Source organism: Streptomyces sp. NPDC006174 (assembly GCF_040614075.1).
In the GTDB taxonomy this organism is placed as follows: domain Bacteria; phylum Actinomycetota; class Actinomycetes; order Streptomycetales; family Streptomycetaceae; genus Streptomyces.
This window is the reverse complement of record NZ_JBEXTJ010000007.1, coordinates 160,718-179,396: the sequence shown is the minus strand read 5'-3', so window position 1 is coordinate 179,396 and position 18,679 is coordinate 160,718. Positions and strand designations below refer to the sequence as shown.

The following is an 18,679-nucleotide window of genomic DNA, read 5'->3' as shown; positions in this document are numbered from 1 at the left end:
ACGCTTGGCCGGATGCGGCCGGCGCCCCGGTGGGAGAGGGCTCACAGCCGGTCTGGGAACAAATTTTCGTTGAGGTGCGTGAACGCGGGGTTGCCGGGCACAAGGACCAACGCAACGAGGTCCTGGCGACATTCGAAGCCGGGACGTACCGGTGGGGTGAACTGAGGCCGTTGTGAAGTGAGGCGCGCAAGTGCCTAAACCGGACTTGACGATGGGAACTGAAAAATGATCATCCTTGGACTTCTTCTGCTGATTATCGGCCTGCTTGTCGGTATGTCGCTGCTGACGACCATCGGCGGGATCCTCATCGTGGTGGGTGCCATCCTGTGGATCCTGGGTGCGACCGGCCGCGCGGTCGGTGGACGAAAGCACTTCTTCTAACCTGCGGTGTTGGAAGGAGACGGGAAATCTGCTGCTGAAGCGGATTCCCGCACATGCGGGCGGGCCACGACGGAATTCGTCGTGGCCCGCCCGCATGGTGTGTGACCTGTCGCTGTGCCTTCAGGAGGCCGGCGTACTACGAGACGGGCCCGGCGCGCATACAGCGTGCCGGGCCCGTCCGTTACCTACGTGTACCTACGTGCGAGTCAGTGACCCGCGGCCTTCTTCCGGCGCAGGAAGAACATCGCCGCGCCACCCGCCGCGAGGAGGGCCACCGCGATACCGGCGATCATCGGCGTGGCGCTGGAGCTGCCGGTGACCGCGAGGTCACCGCCGCCGGTGGAGCCGCCGGTCGTGTCACCGGTGGTGCCGCCGGTGGTCTCGCCGGTCGTGCCGCCGGTGGTGTCACCCGTGGTGCCGCCGGCCGTGTCCTCGGACGGGCTGGGGCTCGGGCTGGTCTCCGGGGTCTCGCCGCCACCGCTCGTGCCGGGGGGCGGGGTGCCCTGGGTCTCGCAGTCCAGGACGCCCTGGAAGCGCTCCGTGAAGCCGTCCGGACCGGTGACGGTGATGTCGTACGCCTCGTCCTCGCCGACCGGGACGGTCACGGTCTTGCTGTCGCCACCGGCGACCGTGTGCTCCGCACCGGCGAGCTCGAAGGTGAAGTCGCTGTCACCGGCGTTGTCGACCTTGACATCGATGCCACCCGCGGTGCAGTTCTTCTCCGCGGTGACCGACGGGATGGCGCCCTTCTTGGCCCAGTTCGCGGTCGCGTCCGCGGTGATCGTGGACTCGGTGGAGCCGGCCAGGATCTGCGTCTGGCTCTTGCTCGCGCTCGCGAAGGCCCGGCCGACCGGAACCTGCGTGGTCGTCTTGGCCGTGAGCGAGGCCTTGCCGTCGGCGGTGCCCGCGGGCACGTCGAAGTACAGCTCGGTGCCGTTGACGGCCGAGGTGACGGGCTGGCCGTCCTTGTCGGTCACCTTGACGCCGGCCGCAGTGGCGTCGGCGTTGGCGGCGACGGAGACCTGGTCGGCGTCGGTGCGCACGGTCACCGGACCGAGCTTGTCGCCCGACTTGCCGGACACCGCGTTCGGGTCCAGGGTCAGCGAGGTCTTCGGCTCCTGAAGGTTCTGGGCCTGCGCCTCGAGCCAGTCCGCGAGCTTCTCGGCCTGCGGGTTGTTCGCCTCGACCTTCGCTCCGTCCGAGAACCGCCAGATGGCGACCTGCGTACCGGCGGCGGCCGTCTCGGGCGTCAGCTGTCCGGCACCGGCCTTCTGGCCGAGCGCGTTCAGGTCGCCGGCCTGCGGGTAGGAGTTCCGGAGGATCCAGAGGATCTTCCCGGCGTCATTGTTGGTGCCGAGCGAGGTCTGGGCCCAGGGGGTCTCCAGGTACTTCGCTTTCTCCAGAGTCGGGTTGTGGATGTCGATGCAGTACGTCTGCAGTCGGCCGCCGCCCTCGACGTTCATCTCGAACAGGCCCGCGGAGACGCCCTTGGTCTTGCCGTCGCGGGTATGGATGGTGGCGCCGCCGAACGTCTTCAGCCCGTCCAGCGTGGCGATCGCGCCACCCTGGTGGTGAACGTTGTCGCCGTCGGCCGAGGCGGTGCCGGCCCCGGCGAGCGAGCCCAGGACCAACACGCCGACGGTGGCGGCCGTGGTGGCTATCCGGCGGCCCGCGGCCCCGCGGCGGGTCGCGGCGGAAGCTGAGAAGGTTGTCAACACAGAAGTCCCCTCCGGTGCGACCCGTCCGTACTTAAGGCGCGTCAGATGCGCCACACGAGATACGTGGTGGGAGAGTCGCGAACACAGTCTCAAGTGCCCAGTGAGCACGTGGAGATAGTATGAAGAGAAGGAGGGTGGGTAACCTCCATGGCCACCTTTTGAGTCTTCCGAATCGGAATCGTTACCTCCGACGACCGGTCAGCTCCTCCCGGCGGCCGCGTCCCGAGGGGCACCGCTCCTACACCCAGGTGTCCAGCCACATCCGGTCCCGCCACAGGTCCTCCGGGATCGAAGTCCCGGTGTAGAGCGGCCAGAAGTAGATGAAGTTCCAGATGATCAGGAGCACCAGCACGCCCGCCGCGATCGCGCCCAGCGTGCGGCGGCGTTCGCCGTTCGGGTCGTTGCCGGTGAGGCCCAACTCCGCGCGGGCGCCCGTGCCCGCCGCCGGGCCCACGATCGCGCCCAGCAGCATCGTGACCGCCAGGCAGAGGAACGGGACGAACACCACCGCGTAGAAGAGGAAGATCGTGCGCTCCTGGTAGAAGAACCAGGGCGCCCAGCCCGCCGCCACGCCGCACGCGATCGCGCCGGCCCGCCAGTCGCGGCGGAAGAGCCAGCGCCACACCACGTACGCGAGAGCGAAGCACGCCAGCCACCAGAGCAGCGGCGTGCCGATGGCCAGGACCTCGGCGGCGCACTTGCCCGTCGAGGACTCCTTGCAGCCCGTCTGCTCCTCGTAGAAGTACGAGACGGGGCGGCCCAGGGCCAGCCAGCTCCAGGGGTTCGACTCGTACGTGTGGCCCGAGGTCAGGCCGACGTGGAAGTCGTACACCTGGTTCTCGTAGTGCCACAGGCTCCGCAGCCAGTCCGGGAGCCAGCTCCAGGAGGAACCCTTGCCTTCCGTGGCGGCCCAGTTGCGGTAGTAGCCCTTGTCCGTGACGATCCAGCCGGTCCAGGACACGATGTACGTGACGACCGCCACCGGGACCGTGGAGAAGAACGCGGGTACCAGGTCCCGGCGCAGCACCGCCATGTACGGGCGCGCCGCGCCTGCCGTGCGGCGCGCGCCCACGTCCCACAACACCGCCATCAGGCCGAACGCGGCCAGCACGTAGAGGCCGTTCCACTTCGTCGCGAACGCCAGGCCCAGCATCACGCCCGCCGCCAGCCGCCACGGCCGCCGGCCCAGGCGCAAGGTTTCCGCGATCCGGGCGTCCGGGCGCAGCACTCCGTCCTCGTCCACCGGCAGCGCGGCGGCCAGTCGGCGGCGGGAGCGGTCCCGGTCCACCACCAGGCAGCCGAACGCCGCCAGGACGAAGAACATCACGATCAGGTCCAGCAGCGCGGTCCGGCTCATCACGAAGTGCAGCCCGTCCACCGCCAGCAGCAGCCCCGCCAGGCAGCCCAGGAACGTCGAGCGGAACAGCCGCCGGCCGATCCGGCAGAGCAGCAGCACCGAGACCGTGCCGAGCACCGCCACCATGAACCGCCAGCCGAACGGCGTGAAGCCGAACAGCTGCTCACCGAACCCGATGATCCACTTGCCGACCGGCGGGTGCACCACATAGCCCGGGTCGGTCGGGATCGGGACCGAGGACGGGTCCTTGAGGATCAGCTTGTCGACGTCCTTGGGCCATGAACCCTCGTACCCCTGGTTGACCAGCGCCCACGCGTCCTTCGCGTAATACGTCTCGTCGAATATCACCGCGTTCGGCTGGTCCAGCCGCCAGAAGCGCAGCAGGCCCGCGACCAGGGTCACCAGGAGCGGGCCGCCCCAGCCGGACCAGCGCACCAGGCGGTCAGCGACGTGCGGAGGGATCGCGAGCACCGACCACACCTGCCGGCCCGGCCGGTTCCAGGGCGGGTCCAGCCGGTCGCGGAGCGAGGTCTCCGGGCGGGGAACATGGCCGAAGCGGCGCAGCCGCCGTTGCCAGGAGGTCGGCTGTTCGCCGAGCGGGTCCCCGGCGTCTTGGCCCCGCTGGGTCTCGGGTGCGGTACTGGTCACCGCGCCATCGTAGGGAACGCATCTGTGCGAAGGGTGCTGCCCGTGCTGCGAGGATGGCTGATGTGACTGGAACGACTGGAACGCTCGTGCTCGCAGGGACCCCCATCGGTGACGTGGCGGACGCCCCGCCACGCCTGGCCGCCGAACTGGAGCGGGCCGACGTCGTCGCCGCCGAGGACACCCGGCGGCTGCGCCGGCTCACCCAGGCGCTCGGCATTCACACCTCGGGGCGTGTCGTCTCCTACTTCGAGGGCAACGAGTCCGCCCGTACGCCGGAGCTGGTGGAAGCCTTGGTGGGCGGTGCCCGGGTGCTGCTCGTCACGGATGCCGGGATGCCGTCCGTCTCCGACCCCGGCTACCGGCTCGTCGCCGCCGCCGTGGAGAAGGACATCCGCGTCACCGCCGTGCCGGGGCCGTCCGCCGTACTCACCGCGCTGGCGCTCTCCGGGCTGCCCGTCGACCGCTTCTGCTTCGAAGGCTTCCTGCCGCGCAAGGCCGGTGAGCGGCTCTCCAAGCTCCGTGAGAACGCCGGCGAGCGGCGCACCATGGTCTTCTTCGAGGCGCCGCACCGGCTCGACGACACGCTCGCCGCCATGGCCGAGGTCTTCGGCGCCGAGCGGCGCGCGGCCGTCTGCCGGGAGCTGACCAAGACCTACGAGGAGGTCAAGCGCGGTCCGCTCGGTGAGCTGGCGGTGTGGGCCGAGGACGGCGTACGCGGAGAGATCACCGTCGTGGTCGAAGGCGCCTCCGACTCCGGTGACGAAGGCATGGACGCCGAGGAGCTCGTGCGGCGCGTGCGCGTGCGCGAGGAGGCGGGCGAGCGGCGCAAGGAGGCCATCGCCGCGGTCGCCGCCGCTGCCGGAGTGCCCAAGCGGGAGGTGTTCGACGCGGTGGTGGCCGCCAAGAACGCGGAGAAGGGCGCGGGTGAAGCCACCAAGCCGTAGGCGTCGCGCGTCAGAGTGTGCTTGCGCCGGAGCCCACCCGCACCGGAGCGGTCAGATGCCGAGGTGTCGGATGGGACCCGGCCGGGAACTCGTGATCCATCGAGCACACAAGCCACCAGGAGGATGCTGTGGAAGCTGGTCCGGTGCGATGGGTGGGCGCGGCGACCGCTGCCTACGGTCTGGGTGTCCTCGTACGGCCGGCGTTGATGGCGCGGCCGTGCGGCCTGGAGGACGAGGACGGGTCCGTTCCGGCTTCCGCCGCTCTGCTCATCCGGGCCATGGGTGTCCGGGATGCGGCGATCGGCATCGTCATGCTGGTCGCGAAGGACCGTTCCGTTCGGCAGGCGGCAACCGCGTGCCGGGTCGTGGCCGACCTCGGTGACGCGGCGCTTTTCGGCACGCAACTTCCCGATCCGGCCGCGCGCCGCAAGGCTGCCGCGGTCGCAGGAGCCTGGGGAGCGTTGTGCGCGGTGGCAGGTCTGGCGGCGGACCGGGGCCGTGGCGCGTAAGTCCGTCGTGCGCCGCCGGGAGCACTTCTGCCACTCACGCAAGTGGCTGTCGCGAACCTCTTGCGGCCGTCAGGTGATCACCCATCATGCCGGCCACCGCGAAAGCGGTGGCCTGCGGTGACCGAACCGGCGACGGCACAGCCGATGCCGGCCGTCCGAACAGGGCTGGGGTGTCCTACGCGCCCGATCGCGTGCGATTCGGATCCGTCGGCGACAGGCCCTCGGGCACGCCGGAAGTGCGATCGGGATGCGGGCGGTCACGCGTGAGCCTCGGCGGCTCACATGTGAAACCCGTGAACCCTGGCGCTGCTCACGGCGTCTCCGTTAGCAGCTCGTACGCCGTCGCCACGAACGTGTCCTTCCGGTGCACCCGCCGCGTCGCCGTCGCCGCCACCGCCAGGCCCGTCTCCGGGCGGAAGCCGAGGAACGCCTGCTGGCCGAGGGTCGCTCCGGCGTGGAAGAGGGCCGGGCCGTACGGGGTCGGGTGCTGGAACCACGTCAGCGTGTGGGTGTGCGCGTGGCGCCGGCCGCGCCGCAGCACCGGACGGGTCACCTCGGCGAGCGCGGTGCTCAGCGAGGTGTCCTGGAGATCGGCGGCCCCCAGGTGCGCCTCCAGGAACGTCAGCAGGTCCAGCGGCGTCGACCGCAGCGCTCCCGCCGCCGTGAAGCCTCCCGTGTCCAGGGCCGGCAGCGGTGTGCCGTCGCGGCGGTGGCCGATCGCGTCGGTCCCCTCCGGGCCCGGCCGCAGCAGCGTGGCCTCCAAGGCCAGCGGAGCCAGCACCTGTTGGTGCAGCAGCACCTCCCACGGGGTTCCGGTGGCGGCGGCGAGCGTGTGGCCGAGGACCGAGACCGCGAAGTTCGAGTAGTGCCAGCGGGTGCCGGGCCGGTGGCGCGGGCGGGCGCGGAGGAAGGCCCGGACCACCCGGTCCGCCGGATAGTTGCCGTACGGGTCGCTCGACCAGCGCGGCACCGCCTGCGGGTAGAAGTCGGCGGGCAGGCCCGGCAGTCCCGAGGTGTGGGTGAGCAGATGGCGCAGCGTGATCCGGCGTACCGAAGGGTGCACCGGGAGGCCCGGAGCCAGCAGGTCCGCCGCCCGGTCCTCGTACCGCACCCGCCCCTGCGCCACCAGCCGGGCCAGCAGCAGACCCGCGAACGGCTTGGACGCCGAGCCCAGTTCGTGGTGCAGCCGCTCGCGAGGGACCGGGCCCGGCTCCGCGCTGCCGCCCGTGTGGACCGTACGTACTCCGCCCCGGCTGACCGCGATCACCACGTCCGGCGCGTCGATCCGCCCGGCCGCCCCGGCCAGGAGGCGGGCTGTCGTGGCCGAGGAGTCGACAGCCGTCACCGGGAACGCCGTCACGTCCGTCATGCCGGAGCCGGTGCGGCGCTCAGGTCCGACAGCGCCCGGCTCATCGCCAGCGCCGAGGCGAACGCGGCCACCACCGTCGGGTGGTAGACCAGGTCGAACACCGACTCCTCGTCGCCTTCCGGCATCTCGCCCACCACCGGCATCGCGCCGTCCGGCTGCTGCGCCTGCGCGAAGCCCTGCCAGGCCGCCGCGTCCAGCGTCGGTTCCGGCAGGCACGCGTCCACGACCAGCAGTTCGCCGAGCAGGTCCCAGCGCTTCAGGTCCAGCCAGTCGTCCAGCCAGGCCGGCAGCCACAGCTCCAGGTACTCCGCGATGTCGGCGGGCAGCCCGGCCGGCTTCTCGCCCCAGTCCGTCAGGTGGAAGACCGTGTGCGTGATGTCGTAGCCGATGTGGCCCTCGACCGTCCACGGTTCGGCCCGCCGCGCCAGCCAGGTGTGCGCCAGCGCCGCCGTCTCCGGCACGCTCGGCTCCACGCCGAACCGCCGCTCGATCGCGCTCAGTCCCAGCCGCCGCACCGGCAGCACCTCCAGCCCGGCCCAGCTGGCCAGGCGGTGGTTGAGCCGGATCGCGGACTCCAGGTCCGGCTGCCGGTAGCCGAGCTCACGGAACGGTACGTAGACCTCCAGCGGCACCGGCGAGAGCGGCTCGCGCCGCTGGCCCTCCAGCAGCCGCGCCCCGGAATCCAGCAGCTCGTGCCAGGCGTGGTCCAGCAGCTTGTGCGCGAGCGCCGACTGCTGCGAACCCGCCACGCCCTCGCGGAAGATGACCTTCCCGATCAGCGCCAGCTCGCCCAGCGGTTTGAACCGGTCCAGCATCCCCGCCTCCGGCGACGGATCCGCCTCCAGCCGGAACCCTTCGCGGTGCTCGTACAGCCAGCCCAGGGCCTTCGCGCCGACGTCGTGGATCTGCTGGATGCCGCTGCTCATGCGGTGCGCCTTTCCCGGGCGGACCCGGACCCGGCCGTCAGCGACCTCAAGGACAGAGCCGCCGCGAACGCCGTGACGAGGGTGGAGTGGTAGCAGTCGATGAAGGGGTACGGGTCCGGCGACGGGTCCTGGACCGGTGCGCCGGTCTCCGGGACGCAGCCGGTCGGGTGCTGGACGCCGGCCAGCACCGGCCAGAGTGTGTCCAGCAGCTCCACGGCCGCCGGGCCCGGCAGCGAGGCGGCCGCCGCCAGCAGCTCGCCCGTCAGGTCCCACTGGCCGCTCTCCACACAGCCGTCGGCCCACGCGGGCAGCCAGGTGCGCAGGTACGCGTCCGTCTTCTCCGGCACCCGGTCCGGCATCCGGCCCCAGTCGGTGAGGTGGAAGACCGTGTGCGTCAGCGCGTAGCCGGACGGACCCTCGAACGTCCACGGCTCCGCGAGCCCGCCCAGCCAGGTCCGCGCCAGCACCGCACCGGCGTCCGTGTGCGTCACCACGCCGACCCGCCGCTCCGAGTTGATCAGCCCGAGCTGCCGGTTGGCGTGCTGCTCGGTGTGGGCCCAGGCGCGGGTCGCGGTGAGCGGCCGGGCCAGCGCCTCGAACCCGCCGTGGCGCAGCCCGTGTCCGGCGAAGGCGGCGTAGATCTCGTACGGGTAGGCCGCGAAGGGCTCCGTACGCAGCAGCTCAAGGAGCAGGTCACCCGCGCCGACCTGCTCCCAGGCGTACGTGACGAGGTCGCCGGCCACCTCGTGTTCCGGGGTGCCGGGAGCGGTGGCGGCGTGGACCGTGGAGCAGAGCTGGGCCAGTTCGCCGAGGGGTTTGAGCGTGGCGTTGACCTGGGTGCGGGCGTCCAGGACGTCGTCGGGCAGGGCGAACTCGGCCCGGTGCGCGTCGGTCCAGGCCAGGGCTTGGCGCAGGAGGTGCGGGAGGACGGCGAGCGCGGCGCCGGAGGCAGCCCGGCCCGGGTGCGCCCCGGGGTGCTGGGGCGTCGCGGTCGCCGTCATCGCGCCCTCGCCTCGGCCATCAGCCGGGCCGCCCGGACGTGCAGCGTGACGCGCGGGTCGTGGCCGCCCATCAGCTCGACGAAGTCCAGGCCGCGCTCCAGACCCAGCGTGGCCGGTTCGCCGCCGATCGCCGCGAGCCAGCGGCCCGCGCCCGCCGCCTGGAGCCAGTCGCGCCGCCGCACCGCCCGGACGAAGCCGCGCGCGAGGTCGACGGCGCGCGCCGCCGCCGCCCGCTGCACGGCCGAAGGCGCGGCCGGTACGGCGAGAGGCGCGAGGACGGAGAGCTGGTGGGTGAAGGACTGCCAGGGCGCCTGCTCCAGCCAGGCGGCGTCGGGCTCCTCGTACGTCCCGGTCGCGCCTGGTGGCTGCGCCACGCGCTGGAGCGTGGAGATCATGTGCCAGTGGCTCCAGGCGGTCGCGGCCGGAGCATCGGGCTTGGGCGGGAATTCCCGTACCGCCCGGTCGAGCACGGCGACGTCTCCCGGATGCGGATGACGTCCGTACAGCACACTCGGCAGCAGCAGATCGGCGCCGATGACCCGCACGGCCGCGATTCCGGTCCGGTTCTCCTCGTCGATTCCTGCCGCGCCGCACACCGTGGCGAGGTGGTCCCCGCTCCGAAGAGCGAGGACCACCTCTGTCGCCAGGTCATGCACGGCACCCGCGAGCGGGGACGAAGCATGTGTCTGGTCCATGTTCCGACGTTCAGCCCTTCTTCGGGCGCGGGGTCGGAGGCGAAAGCAGCAGGGCGCCGCCGCCGGCGAGAAGCGCGAGGTAGGCGCACTCGCGGGAGTCGCGGTAGACGCCGTCGATCTCGCCCGGGTTGAGCGCCGTGTCGAGGTCGAGCTCGATGTCGGTGGCAGCGGTGTCCGTGGTGTACATGGGTGCTCCCCATCCTGTGGACAATCGGGTTGATGTACGTACCGAGTCACGATTTACGTACGTTCCGAGTCAAAGGGAGGAATGCGGGCGCCGCAAATCGGGGCCGGACAGGCCTGGTAATAGGGGATTCAATTGAATGATGAATTCATGCGGCGAACGGGTGAGAAAAGGCCGGGAATTCGGGGAATTATGAGGGGCCGCACGGGGGTGGTGCGCGGGCGCATTCGGTCCGGTGGCCCGCGCGTACGGGGGCGCGCGGCGGTATGCCTGTCACCCGTTGTCCCGTCCGCCGGTCACGGGTCGGCCTGTCGTGGGCCATGCGGCGGCAAAGGGCGGCAAAAGGAGGCCAAGAACGCATCAACATCGGCTCTGAGCTGGTGCGTCCGTTCCCGCACGGGTGTCCACTGGAAGGGACGGGCCACCTGTTCGAAACCCTCGGGCGGGCCGGCCGTCCCCGGAGTGCCTGACCGGCGGACAAGAGGAGCGGGTATGAGCGAGATCGCAGCGACCACCGTCCATGAGGCGTACGCCTTCGCCTGCATGCGGTGCGGGTACGGCTGGGAGCAGTCCTACGAGATAGAGCACCACGTGGACATCCACGGCCACGAGTTCGTCGTCTACACGGCCGACGGTGAGCGCGTGCCGTCCCCGCTCTCCACGCCCACCTGCACCAACTGCGGCGGACACGTGGTGCGCATCATGCGGGCCGGCCGGGTGGCGGGTGCGCAGCAGCTCCTGCACCCGTCGAAGAGCGCCGAGCGGGACCCGGAGAAGATCCCGGCGGCCCGCACCGCCGACCGCCACTGGCGGCTGTCCGACCTGCTGCACCCGTTCCACCGCAGGTGAGCCCCTAGGGCCCGGCGCCACCGGCGTACGCCTCCCCGCGTGAGGGCTTCGGCCCTCGTACGCCGGTGCACCGGGCCCTCGTAGAGTCGTGCGCATGAGCCGTACCGAAGCGCCTCCGCTGCCCGAACCTCTCCGGGTCCCGGTCGCCGACTCCCACACGCACCTGGACATGCAGGACGCCACCGTCGAGGAGGCCCTCGCCCGGGCCGCCGCGGTGAACGTCACGACGGTGGTCCAGGTGGGCTGCGACGTGGCCGGCTCCCGCTGGGCCGCCGAGACCGCCGCCGCCCACCCGGCCGTCCACGCCTCGGTGGCCCTGCATCCCAACGAGGCCCCGCGCATCGTCCACGGCGATCCGGACGGCACCGCGCGGCAAGGAGCCCGCGAGCCCGGCGGCAAGGCGGCGCTGGAGGACGCGCTGGCGGAGATCGACGCGCTCGCCGCGCTCGACCACGTACGCGGGGTCGGCGAGACGGGCCTGGACTTCTTCCGTACGGGCCCCGAAGGCATCGCCGCGCAGGAGGAGTCGTTCCGGGCCCACATCGAGATCGCCAAGCGGCACGGCAAGGCCCTGGTCATCCACGACCGGGACGCGCACGCCGATGTCCTGCGGGTCCTGCTCGACGCGGGAGCGCCCGAGCGGACCGTCTTCCACTGCTACTCCGGCGACGCCGAGATGGCCGCGCTCTGCGCGCGGGCCGGCTACTTCATGTCCTTCGCCGGCAACATGACCTTCAAGAACGCCCAGCCGCTGCGCGACGCGCTCGCCGTCGCTCCGACCGAGCTGGTCCTGGTCGAGACGGACGCGCCTTTCCTCACGCCGGCCCCGTACCGCGGACGGCCCAACGCTCCGTACCTCATCCCGGTCACGCTCCGCGCGATGGCCGCGGTGAAGGGGCTGGACAAGGACACACTGGCCGCCGCGATCTACGACAACACGGCACGCGCGTTCGACTTCTGAGCCCGGTCGTGCACGCTGCGTAGCCGTGTCGCTTTGGAGAGTCACCGCCGCTCCGCTATCGTCCCCGCGCACGACGGGGGCGGCAGCGGGCGGATCTTCAGGAGCGGCGTGAACGGCGTGAACACTTCGCAGGACAGGCGTCTCGACGCGTTCCACGAGCAGCTGACCCTGGCCGACAGACCGTGGTCACCGGACCCCGCCGCCCACGCCCCGACCGTCGTCGACACGCCGCTCACCGGCCCGCCGCCCGCGGTGCTCCGCCAGGGCCCCACCCGCGCCGAAGTCCGGCGGGCCGCCAAGCGCCGCCGTGTCCTCGTCGCCGGCTCCGAGAACCTGCGGCTGAGACGGCTCGTGCCGCGCGCCCTCGTCGTCGCCTTCCTGGCCGGCGGCACCACCGCGTTCGTCGCGCACGACAAGGCGGTCAGGCTGGACGTCGACGGCACGCCCCGCACCCTGCACACCTTCGCCGACGACGTCACCGAACTCCTGGCGGACGAAGGCGTCACCGTCGGCGCCCACGACCGCGTCTCCCCGGCGCCCGGCACCGACCTGGACCACGGCGACGAGGTCACCGTGCACTACGGCCGCCCGGTCGACCTCACGCTCGACGGCCACCACCGCCGGGTCTGGACGACCGCCGACACCGTGGCCGGGGCGCTGCGCGAGTTCGGGATCCGTGCCGAAGGCGCGTACCTCTCCGCCTCCCGCTCCACTCCGATCGCCCGCACCGGCCTCCTCCTCACCGTGCGCACCGAACGCACCGTGACCTTCATGGCCGACGGCCAGGAACGCACCCTGCGCACCAACGCCGCCACCGTCCACGAGGCCCTCGCCCAGGCGGGCATCACGCTGGAAGGCCTGGACGCCACCTCCGTCGACCCCGCGAGCTTCCCGCGCGACGGCCAGACGGTCTCCGTCCTGCGGATCACCGACACCCGCGAGGTGCACGAGGAGAGCGTCCCGTACGCCGTCGAACGGAGCGAGGACCCCGAGCTGTTCCGAGGCGTCGAGCGGGTGGAGCGGGCCGGGCGCAACGGCGTGCGCCGGGTCACGTACGCCGTCCGGACCGTCAACGGCGTACGGCAGACGCCGCGCAGGACCGGCGAGGAGCTGGTCCACCGGCCGGTCAGCCGCGTCGTCCGCACCGGCACCCGGCAGCGGCCCGCAGCCGTCACCGGCGCGGACGGGCTCAACTGGTCCGCGCTCGCCGCCTGCGAGTCCGGCGGCCGGGCGGGAGCGGTGGATCCGAGCGGGACGTACGGCGGGCTCTACCAGTTCGACACCCGGACCTGGCAGTCGCTCGGCGGCAGCGGCCGGCCCCAGGACGCGCCCGCCGCCGAGCAGACGTACCGGGCGAAGAAGCTCTACGTGCAGCGGGGGGCGAGTCCGTGGCCGCACTGCGGCCGTAGGCTTACCGGGTGAGCAGCACAGAGCCCGACGCCCTCCTGGGCCCCGCAGACATCCGCGACCTGGCAGCGAAGCTGGGCGTACGCCCGACCAAGCAGCGCGGTCAGAACTTCGTCATCGACGCCAACACGGTCCGCCGCATCGTGCGCACCGCCGAGGTCCGCCCGGACGACACCGTCGTCGAGGTCGGCCCCGGGCTCGGCTCGCTGACCCTGGCGCTGCTGGAGGCGGCGGACCGGGTGGTCGCGGTGGAGATCGACGACGTGCTCGCGGCCGCGCTGCCCGCCACGGTCCAGGCCCGGATGCCGGAGCGCGCCGACCGGTTCGCGCTGGTCCACTCCGACGCGATGCTGGTCACCGAGCTGCCGGGCCCCGCGCCCACCGCGCTCGTCGCCAACCTCCCGTACAACGTGGCCGTGCCCGTCCTGCTCACCATGCTGGAGCGCTTCCCGAGCATCGAGCGGACCCTGGTCATGGTCCAGGCCGAGGTGGCCGACCGGCTGGCCGCCCGGCCGGGCAACAAGGTCTACGGCGTGCCGTCGGTGAAGGCCAACTGGTACGCGGAGGTCAAGCGCGCCGGCTCGATCGGCCGTACGGTCTTCTGGCCCGCGCCGAACGTCGACTCCGGGCTCGTCTCGCTCGTCCGCCGCACGGAGCCCATCGCCACCACCGCCACCCGCGCCGAGGTCTTCGCCGTCGTCGACGCGGCCTTCGCGCAGCGCCGCAAGACGCTCCGGGCCGCGCTGTCCGGCTGGGCCGGCTCCGCGCCCGCCGCCGAGGCCGCGCTGGTCGCCGCCGGGATCTCGCCGCAGGCGCGCGGTGAGGCGCTGACGGTGGAGGAGTTCGCGGCGATCGCGGAGAACAAGCCGGAGGTGCCGTCCCTGTGAGTGCCGCGACCGCCGCAGTCACCGTCCGCGTCCCCGCCAAGGTCAACGTGCAGCTCGCCGTGGGCGCCGCCCGTGCCGACGGCTTCCACGACCTGGCCAACGTCTTCCTCGCCGTCGGCCTGTACGACGAGGTCACCGCGGTTCCCGCCGACGAGCTGCGCATCACCTGCTCCGGCCCGGACGCCGCCCAGGTCCCGCTGGACGCCACCAACCTCGCGGCCCGCGCAGCCGTGGCCCTGGCCGAGCGGTACGGCGTCACACCCGCCGTCCACCTCCACATCGCCAAGGACATCCCGGTCGCGGGCGGCATGGCGGGCGGCAGCGCCGACGGGGCCGCCGCGCTGGTCGCGTGCGACGCGCTGTGGGGGACGGGCGCGAGCCGCGACGAGCTGCTGGCCATCTGCGCGGAGCTGGGCAGCGATGTGCCGTTCAGCCTGGTCGGCGGGGCCGCGCTCGGCACCGGACGCGGTGAGAAGCTGACGCCGATCGAGGTGGGCGGAGCGTTCCACTGGGTGTTCGCGGTGGCGGACGGTGGGCTGTCGACGCCTGCGGTGTACGGGGAGTTCGACCGGCTCACGGCCGAGGCGGACATCCCCGAGCCGACCGCCTCGCCCGCGCTGCTGACCGCCTTGCGCTCCGGCGACTCCGGCGCACTCGCGGCGGCCCTGAGCAACGACCTCCAGCCCGCCGCGCTCTCCTTGCGCCCGTCCCTCGCGGAGACGCTGGCGGCGGGCACGGAGGCGGGCGCGCTGGCGGCGCTGGTCTCCGGGTCCGGGCCGACGACGGCGTTCCTGGTCGCGGACGAGCCGGCGGCGCGCAAGGTGGCCGACGCGCTGCTGGCGTCGGGGACCTGCCGGAACGCGCGGGTGGCTCCGGCTCCCGCGCGGGGCGCGCACGTGGTGACGGCGTCTTCGTGAGCCGCTGAGGCGGCTCAGCGGCCCGTCGAACCGTCGATCAGTTCGCGCAGGATGTCCGCGTGACCGGCGTGCCGGCCGGTCTCCTCGATCATGTGCGTGAGCGCCCACCGGACACCGGGCGCGGGCTTCCCGGGCTGCGGCCGGGGGACCGGTGCGGCGAGGTCGGTGCACGCGTCGAGGACCGCGTTCGCGCTCTCGACCGCCGTACGGTAGCGGGCCACGACCTCGGCCACGCTGTCCTCCGGCGCGGCCCGGAACGTCGCCTGCCAGTCGGCGACGTGCTCTCCGAGGAAGATCGCACGCTCGACGTACGTCAGGTGGTTGAGCAGGCCGAGCAGGTTCGTGCCCGAGCGCACGGCGGCCGTCCGGACCTCCGGCTCCGGAGCGCCGTCGACCTTCGCGGCGACCGAGGTCCGCAGGTAGTCGAGGAAGCCGCGCAGGGTCTCGGCCTCGCTGGTTCCGGTGCGGGGCGGCGGGGTGTCACGGGTGGCCATCGGGTCCTCCTTCGCGGGCGCGGGCGTCAGGCGGCGCGGCGGACGACGATCAGGACGTGGTCGGTGACCTCGGCGGTGGTGCCGTCCGGGCCGGTCGCGATCCGGCGAGGCGCGTCGGCGCGCTCGACCGTCCAGGTGGCCGGGTCGAGCGCGAGGCCTTCGGCGACCTCCTGCGGGCTCGGGTGGTGCACATCGGGGTCCTGGTTCCAGGACCACGGCGCGGTCGAGCCGTGGTCGACGACCAGCAGCCGGCCGCCGGGCCGCAGCGCGTGGGCGGCCCGGCGCAGGACGGCCGCGCGGTCCAAGGCGTGCGGCGTGTGCAGGTAGTGGGCGGTGACCAGGTCGAACCCGTGCTCAGAGCCGTCGCGGCTCTCCGGGAAGGTCGCGCCCAGGTCGTGCCGCTCGGCGGTGACCCGGTCGCCCAGGCCGAGCGAGCGGGCCAGGTCGGTGAGCCGCTCGACCGCCACGGCCGAGACGTCGACGGCGGTGACGCGCCACCCGCGGCGCGCGAGCCAGAGCGTGTCGCCGCCTTCGCCGCAGCCGAGCTCCAGCGCGTCGCCGGGCGGCAGGTCAAAGACCGTCTCGGTGAGCCGGACGTTCGGCCGGGGGTCGGTGGCGACGGGCCGGGCGGCGTACACGCCGTCCCAGGAGGCGGCGGCATCGGTGGTGGTCAACGAGGGCTCCTTCGGCCGGGACGCGCGCGGTGGAGCGCGCTGTCGGGTGCCCGTCCAGTGTGGTCACCGCCGGCCGCGATCCGCACGAGAAGTTGCCGTACCGGCAAACCGCTCAGGACGTGGAGGCCGGGTCGTTCTCCTCGTACAGGTAGCCGTTGAAGCTCGTCGTGCAGTCGCTGAAGTCCTGCGCGAGCTTGACGGTGACCGTGGTGGTGGCCGGGAGCGGGTCGCCTGGCCGGGGGCTGGTGTCGCAGATGTACCAGGCGTCGTGGTCGCGTGGGACGGTGACGTCCTTGTGCTGGGCGGCGGCCGTCAGGCGTGCGGGGGACAGGTCCTGGCGGGTGAACTCCGCCTGCGCCTGCTCGTAGGTCTTGCTGTGCAGGGCGGGCATGACCGGATCGGGTGTGGGCGTGGGGGCGGTCGAAGCGGTGGCCGTGGGTGTGGCTGTCGGGGGCTCGACGGTGGCCGACGGGGGCGAAGCGGTGGCCGTGGAGGGCTCAATGGTGGCGGGCGCGGTGACCGGAGTGCTGTCGTCGGTCTGCGTACCGCCCGAGCATCCGGCCAGCGCGAGCACGCCGACGAGGACCGACGGGGCGAGGCGGCGAGGATTCCGCACCATGGTGGTACTCCGATCCGGGAAAGCGATGAACGACGTCCGCACGCAACGGCGTTGACCGATCTGCGGCCTGCTCTGCCCTTATCTCCTACCCCGTACCGAGAAGGCCAACTTGGTGCACCGGCGGCGCCATCCGGCGTACTCAGGCGCCGAATTGAGTACCCGTACCCTCCCGCCGCACCACCGTCCGCCGGGAACGTATGCGCATGGGATCACCAGTTCGCGTACTCGCCGAGGCCACTCCCGCCACCAGGGACCGCTACGTCGACCTCCTCCGGGTCGCCTCGCTCGCCGCGGTCGTGCTCGGGCACTGGATGATGGCGGCCGTCACGCCGGACGGGGTCGGCAACCTGCTCGCCGTCGTGCCGGAGCTCCAGCCGCTGACCTGGCTGCTCCAGGTCATGCCGGTGTTCTTCTTCGTCGGCGGATTCGCCCACGCGCTGTCGTACCGCTCGCTGCTCCGCAAACGGCCCGAGGCCGCCACGGACTCCGTCTACGCGGCGTTCCTGCGGGCCCGGCTCCAGCGGCTGCTGCGCCCGACCATGGTCTTCGTCCTCGTCTGGGGCGCGGTCGCGCTCCTCGTCCAACTGCTCGGCGGAGGCGGCGGACTGGCCGGTGTCACGCTGCGGCTGGTGACCCAGCCGCTCTGGTTCATCGGGATCTACCTGGCGATGGTGGCGTTCACGCCGCCGCTGCTGAGGCTGCACGAGCGGTACGGGTGGGGCGCGTTCGCCGGTCTTGCGGGTGCGGCGGCGGCCGTGGACGTGCTGCGGTTCGCGGCCGGTGTCCCGTACGTCGAGTTCCTCAACTTCGCCTTCGTCTGGCTCGCGGTGCACCAGCTCGGCTTCCTGCGCGCCGACGGCCGCCTCGGCGTCGGCCCGAGCCTCGGCTCCCTCCGCCGGCCCGCGCTGCTCGCCGGCGGCGGCCTGGTCGGCGCGGTGGCCCTGGTGGCGTTCGGGCCCTATCCGCTCTCCATGGTCGGGATGCCCGGCGAGAAGGTCAGCAACATGGCCCCGCCGACCCTGGCCCTGCTCTGCCACGGCCTCTGGCTGGTCGGCGCGGTGGAGCTGCTCCGCGCCCCGGCCGCCCGGCTCCTGGCCCGCCCGCGCGCCTGGCGCACGGTGGTGGCCGCCAACGGGGTGGCGATGACCGCGTTCCTCTGGCACCTCACGGCCATGCTCGGCGTGTACGGAGCGATGCTCGTCCTGGACGTCCCGCTCCCCGAACCCGCCACCGCCGCCTGGTGGGCCCGGACCCCGCTGCGTCTGGCCGCCGCGGCCGCGCTCACCGCCGCTCTGGTCGCCACCTTCCGCACCTTCGAACGCCCGGCACCCACGGCCCTCCGCACGGGCTCCGGCCCGCTGGCGGCCCTCGGCGTGACGCTCTGCCTCCTCGGCGTCCTCGGCCTCTCCATGGTCGGCCTCGCCGGCCTGCTGGAGGGCCGCACGGCCCTGCTGATAGCGGTCCCGGTCTCCGCCCCGGCGGCCATCGCGATGACCTTGACCGGCTGGCTCCTGGTGGAGCGGGCGGGCCGGGGGCCTATGTGCGGCGGCGGTCAGCGGACGTAGTGGTAGCGGCAGGCGGCGACACGTACCTCGTCGTCGACCACCTTGTGGATGAGCCGATGCTCGTCGGTGATACGGCGGGACCAGTACCCGTTAAAGCCGTGCTTCAGAGGTTCCGGCTTGCCCATTCCTTCGTTGCCGTTCCGGGCGATGTCCTGGAGCAGTGTGTTGATCCTCTTGAGGATCTTGGGATCCTGGTTCTGCCACCAGACGTAGTCGTCCCAGGACGACTGGTCCCACACGAACTTCACTCCGCGAGCTCCCGTACCGTGCCGCCGCCGCTCTCCAGGCGTTCGATGGAGGCCAGCAGGCGGCGGGCGTTCTCCGGGCTTCGGAGCTGGTACGCGGTCTCCTTGAGGGACTCGTACTCGTCCAGCGCCACTATCACCACGGGCTCGTGGCCCGCGCGCGTGACCACGACCTCCTCACGGTCGTCCACGACCGCGCTCAGGGTCTCCGCGTACTTCGCCCGTGACTCGGTGTAGGTCATCGTCCGCATGCCGTGCTCCCTGTACGTGATTCTGTACGTACGGGAAACTGTACGCCTGTCGGTGTGCTGTGCCAAGGCCGTGCCGTC

At 72.4% G+C, this 18,679-nt stretch carries 21 protein-coding genes; 9 read left to right on the top strand and 12 right to left on the bottom strand.

Annotated features, from left to right (window positions below; all coding sequences use genetic code 11):
• The first annotated feature begins 225 nt into the window (after positions 1-225).
• On the top strand, positions 226-381 hold the full coding sequence (locus ABZ267_RS17745; protein ID WP_356746445.1) for a hypothetical protein: 156 nt from the start codon (positions 226-228) through the stop codon (positions 379-381).
• A gap of 206 nt (positions 382-587) precedes the next feature.
• On the opposite strand, the gene ABZ267_RS17740 is transcribed toward ABZ267_RS17745, so the two are convergent.
• Together ABZ267_RS17740 and ABZ267_RS17735 are read right to left on the bottom strand one after the other, a co-directional pair.
• Positions 588-2,042, bottom strand: a complete 1,455-nt coding sequence (locus ABZ267_RS17740; protein WP_356746731.1) for a Cys-Gln thioester bond-forming surface protein — start codon at positions 2,040-2,042, stop codon at positions 588-590.
• 295 nt (positions 2,043-2,337) lie between these two features.
• Positions 2,338-4,104, bottom strand: a complete 1,767-nt coding sequence (locus ABZ267_RS17735; RefSeq protein ID WP_356746444.1) for a phospholipid carrier-dependent glycosyltransferase — start codon at positions 4,102-4,104, stop codon at positions 2,338-2,340.
• 53 nt (positions 4,105-4,157) lie between these two features.
• Here ABZ267_RS17735 and rsmI point away from each other — a divergent pair, with 53 nt between their 5' ends.
• Positions 4,158-5,048 carry a 16S rRNA (cytidine(1402)-2'-O)-methyltransferase gene (rsmI, locus tag ABZ267_RS17730; protein ID WP_356746443.1) on the top strand — a complete coding sequence of 297 codons (891 nt, stop codon included), beginning with the start codon at positions 4,158-4,160 and terminating at the stop codon, positions 5,046-5,048.
• A 128-nt stretch (positions 5,049-5,176) separates the two neighbouring features.
• The gene (locus ABZ267_RS17725; RefSeq protein WP_356746442.1) at positions 5,177-5,557 is read left to right on the top strand and encodes a DUF4267 domain-containing protein; all 381 of its coding nucleotides are present in this window, start codon (positions 5,177-5,179) and stop codon (positions 5,555-5,557) included.
• A 310-nt stretch (positions 5,558-5,867) separates the two neighbouring features.
• On the opposite strand, the gene ABZ267_RS17720 is transcribed toward ABZ267_RS17725, so the two are convergent.
• Genes ABZ267_RS17720 through ABZ267_RS17700 form a run of 5 tightly spaced genes read right to left on the bottom strand, consistent with a single transcriptional unit; the run spans position 5,868 to position 9,735 of the window.
• Positions 5,868-6,926, bottom strand: coding sequence for a serine hydrolase domain-containing protein (locus ABZ267_RS17720; RefSeq protein ID WP_356746441.1), 1,059 nt, complete (start codon positions 6,924-6,926; stop codon positions 5,868-5,870).
• Positions 6,923-7,852, bottom strand: coding sequence for a hypothetical protein (locus ABZ267_RS17715; RefSeq protein WP_356746440.1), 930 nt, complete (start codon positions 7,850-7,852; stop codon positions 6,923-6,925). The genes ABZ267_RS17720 and ABZ267_RS17715 overlap by 4 nt, the downstream gene beginning before the upstream one ends.
• The gene (locus ABZ267_RS17710; protein ID WP_356746439.1) at positions 7,849-8,853 is read right to left on the bottom strand and encodes a hypothetical protein; all 1,005 of its coding nucleotides are present in this window, start codon (positions 8,851-8,853) and stop codon (positions 7,849-7,851) included. The genes ABZ267_RS17715 and ABZ267_RS17710 overlap by 4 nt, the downstream gene beginning before the upstream one ends.
• Complete coding sequence (locus tag ABZ267_RS17705) at positions 8,850-9,548, bottom strand: hypothetical protein (protein ID WP_356746438.1); 699 nt, start codon at positions 9,546-9,548, stop codon at positions 8,850-8,852. The genes ABZ267_RS17710 and ABZ267_RS17705 overlap by 4 nt, the downstream gene beginning before the upstream one ends.
• Before the next feature lie 10 nt (positions 9,549-9,558).
• Positions 9,559-9,735, bottom strand: coding sequence for a hypothetical protein (locus tag ABZ267_RS17700; RefSeq protein WP_356746437.1), 177 nt, complete (start codon positions 9,733-9,735; stop codon positions 9,559-9,561).
• Between the two features lie 489 nt (positions 9,736-10,224).
• On the opposite strand from ABZ267_RS17700, the gene ABZ267_RS17695 reads away from it, so the two are divergent.
• The 5 genes from ABZ267_RS17695 to ABZ267_RS17675 all read left to right on the top strand — a co-directional run bounded on the left by ABZ267_RS17695 (position 10,225) and on the right by ABZ267_RS17675 (position 14,753).
• Positions 10,225-10,581 carry a hypothetical protein gene (locus ABZ267_RS17695; protein ID WP_356746436.1) on the top strand — a complete coding sequence of 119 codons (357 nt, stop codon included), beginning with the start codon at positions 10,225-10,227 and terminating at the stop codon, positions 10,579-10,581.
• Positions 10,582-10,675: 94 nt separating this feature from the next.
• The gene (locus ABZ267_RS17690; protein ID WP_356746435.1) at positions 10,676-11,542 is read left to right on the top strand and encodes a TatD family hydrolase; all 867 of its coding nucleotides are present in this window, start codon (positions 10,676-10,678) and stop codon (positions 11,540-11,542) included.
• A gap of 108 nt (positions 11,543-11,650) precedes the next feature.
• A complete protein-coding gene (locus tag ABZ267_RS17685; RefSeq protein WP_356746434.1) occupies positions 11,651-12,964 on the top strand; it encodes a ubiquitin-like domain-containing protein in 1,314 nt (437 codons plus the stop codon).
• Positions 12,961-13,836, top strand: coding sequence for a 16S rRNA (adenine(1518)-N(6)/adenine(1519)-N(6))-dimethyltransferase RsmA (gene rsmA / locus ABZ267_RS17680; RefSeq protein WP_356746433.1), 876 nt, complete (start codon positions 12,961-12,963; stop codon positions 13,834-13,836). Before ABZ267_RS17685 ends, rsmA begins: the two co-directional genes overlap by 4 nt.
• Positions 13,833-14,753, top strand: a complete 921-nt coding sequence (locus tag ABZ267_RS17675) for a 4-(cytidine 5'-diphospho)-2-C-methyl-D-erythritol kinase (RefSeq protein WP_356746432.1) — start codon at positions 13,833-13,835, stop codon at positions 14,751-14,753. The genes rsmA and ABZ267_RS17675 overlap by 4 nt, the downstream gene beginning before the upstream one ends.
• Positions 14,754-14,767: 14 nt before the next feature.
• Here ABZ267_RS17675 and ABZ267_RS17670 read toward each other — a convergent pair whose 3' ends face one another.
• From ABZ267_RS17670 to ABZ267_RS17660, 3 genes are all read right to left on the bottom strand, one after another.
• Positions 14,768-15,247 (bottom strand): DinB family protein, encoded by a 480-nt coding sequence (locus ABZ267_RS17670; protein WP_356746431.1) that lies wholly within the window; start codon positions 15,245-15,247, stop codon positions 14,768-14,770.
• 26 nt (positions 15,248-15,273) lie between these two features.
• Positions 15,274-15,921, bottom strand: a complete 648-nt coding sequence (locus ABZ267_RS17665) for a class I SAM-dependent methyltransferase (protein WP_356746430.1) — start codon at positions 15,919-15,921, stop codon at positions 15,274-15,276.
• 112 nt (positions 15,922-16,033) lie between these two features.
• Positions 16,034-16,540: a PASTA domain-containing protein gene (locus ABZ267_RS17660; RefSeq protein ID WP_356363493.1), complete on the bottom strand. Its 507-nt coding sequence runs from the start codon at positions 16,538-16,540 to the stop codon at positions 16,034-16,036.
• 203 nt (positions 16,541-16,743) lie between these two features.
• Here ABZ267_RS17660 and ABZ267_RS17655 point away from each other — a divergent pair, with 203 nt between their 5' ends.
• Entirely contained in the window at positions 16,744-18,105 is a 1,362-nt protein-coding gene (locus ABZ267_RS17655; RefSeq protein WP_356746429.1) for an acyltransferase, read from the top strand.
• On the opposite strand, the gene ABZ267_RS17650 is transcribed toward ABZ267_RS17655, so the two are convergent.
• Positions 18,093-18,353, bottom strand: a complete 261-nt coding sequence (locus ABZ267_RS17650) for a Txe/YoeB family addiction module toxin (protein ID WP_356746428.1) — start codon at positions 18,351-18,353, stop codon at positions 18,093-18,095. The genes ABZ267_RS17655 and ABZ267_RS17650 overlap by 13 nt on opposite strands.
• Positions 18,350-18,601 (bottom strand): type II toxin-antitoxin system prevent-host-death family antitoxin, encoded by a 252-nt coding sequence (locus ABZ267_RS17645; protein WP_255239871.1) that lies wholly within the window; start codon positions 18,599-18,601, stop codon positions 18,350-18,352. Before ABZ267_RS17645 ends, ABZ267_RS17650 begins: the two co-directional genes overlap by 4 nt.
• Positions 18,602-18,679: the final 78 nt, after the last annotated feature.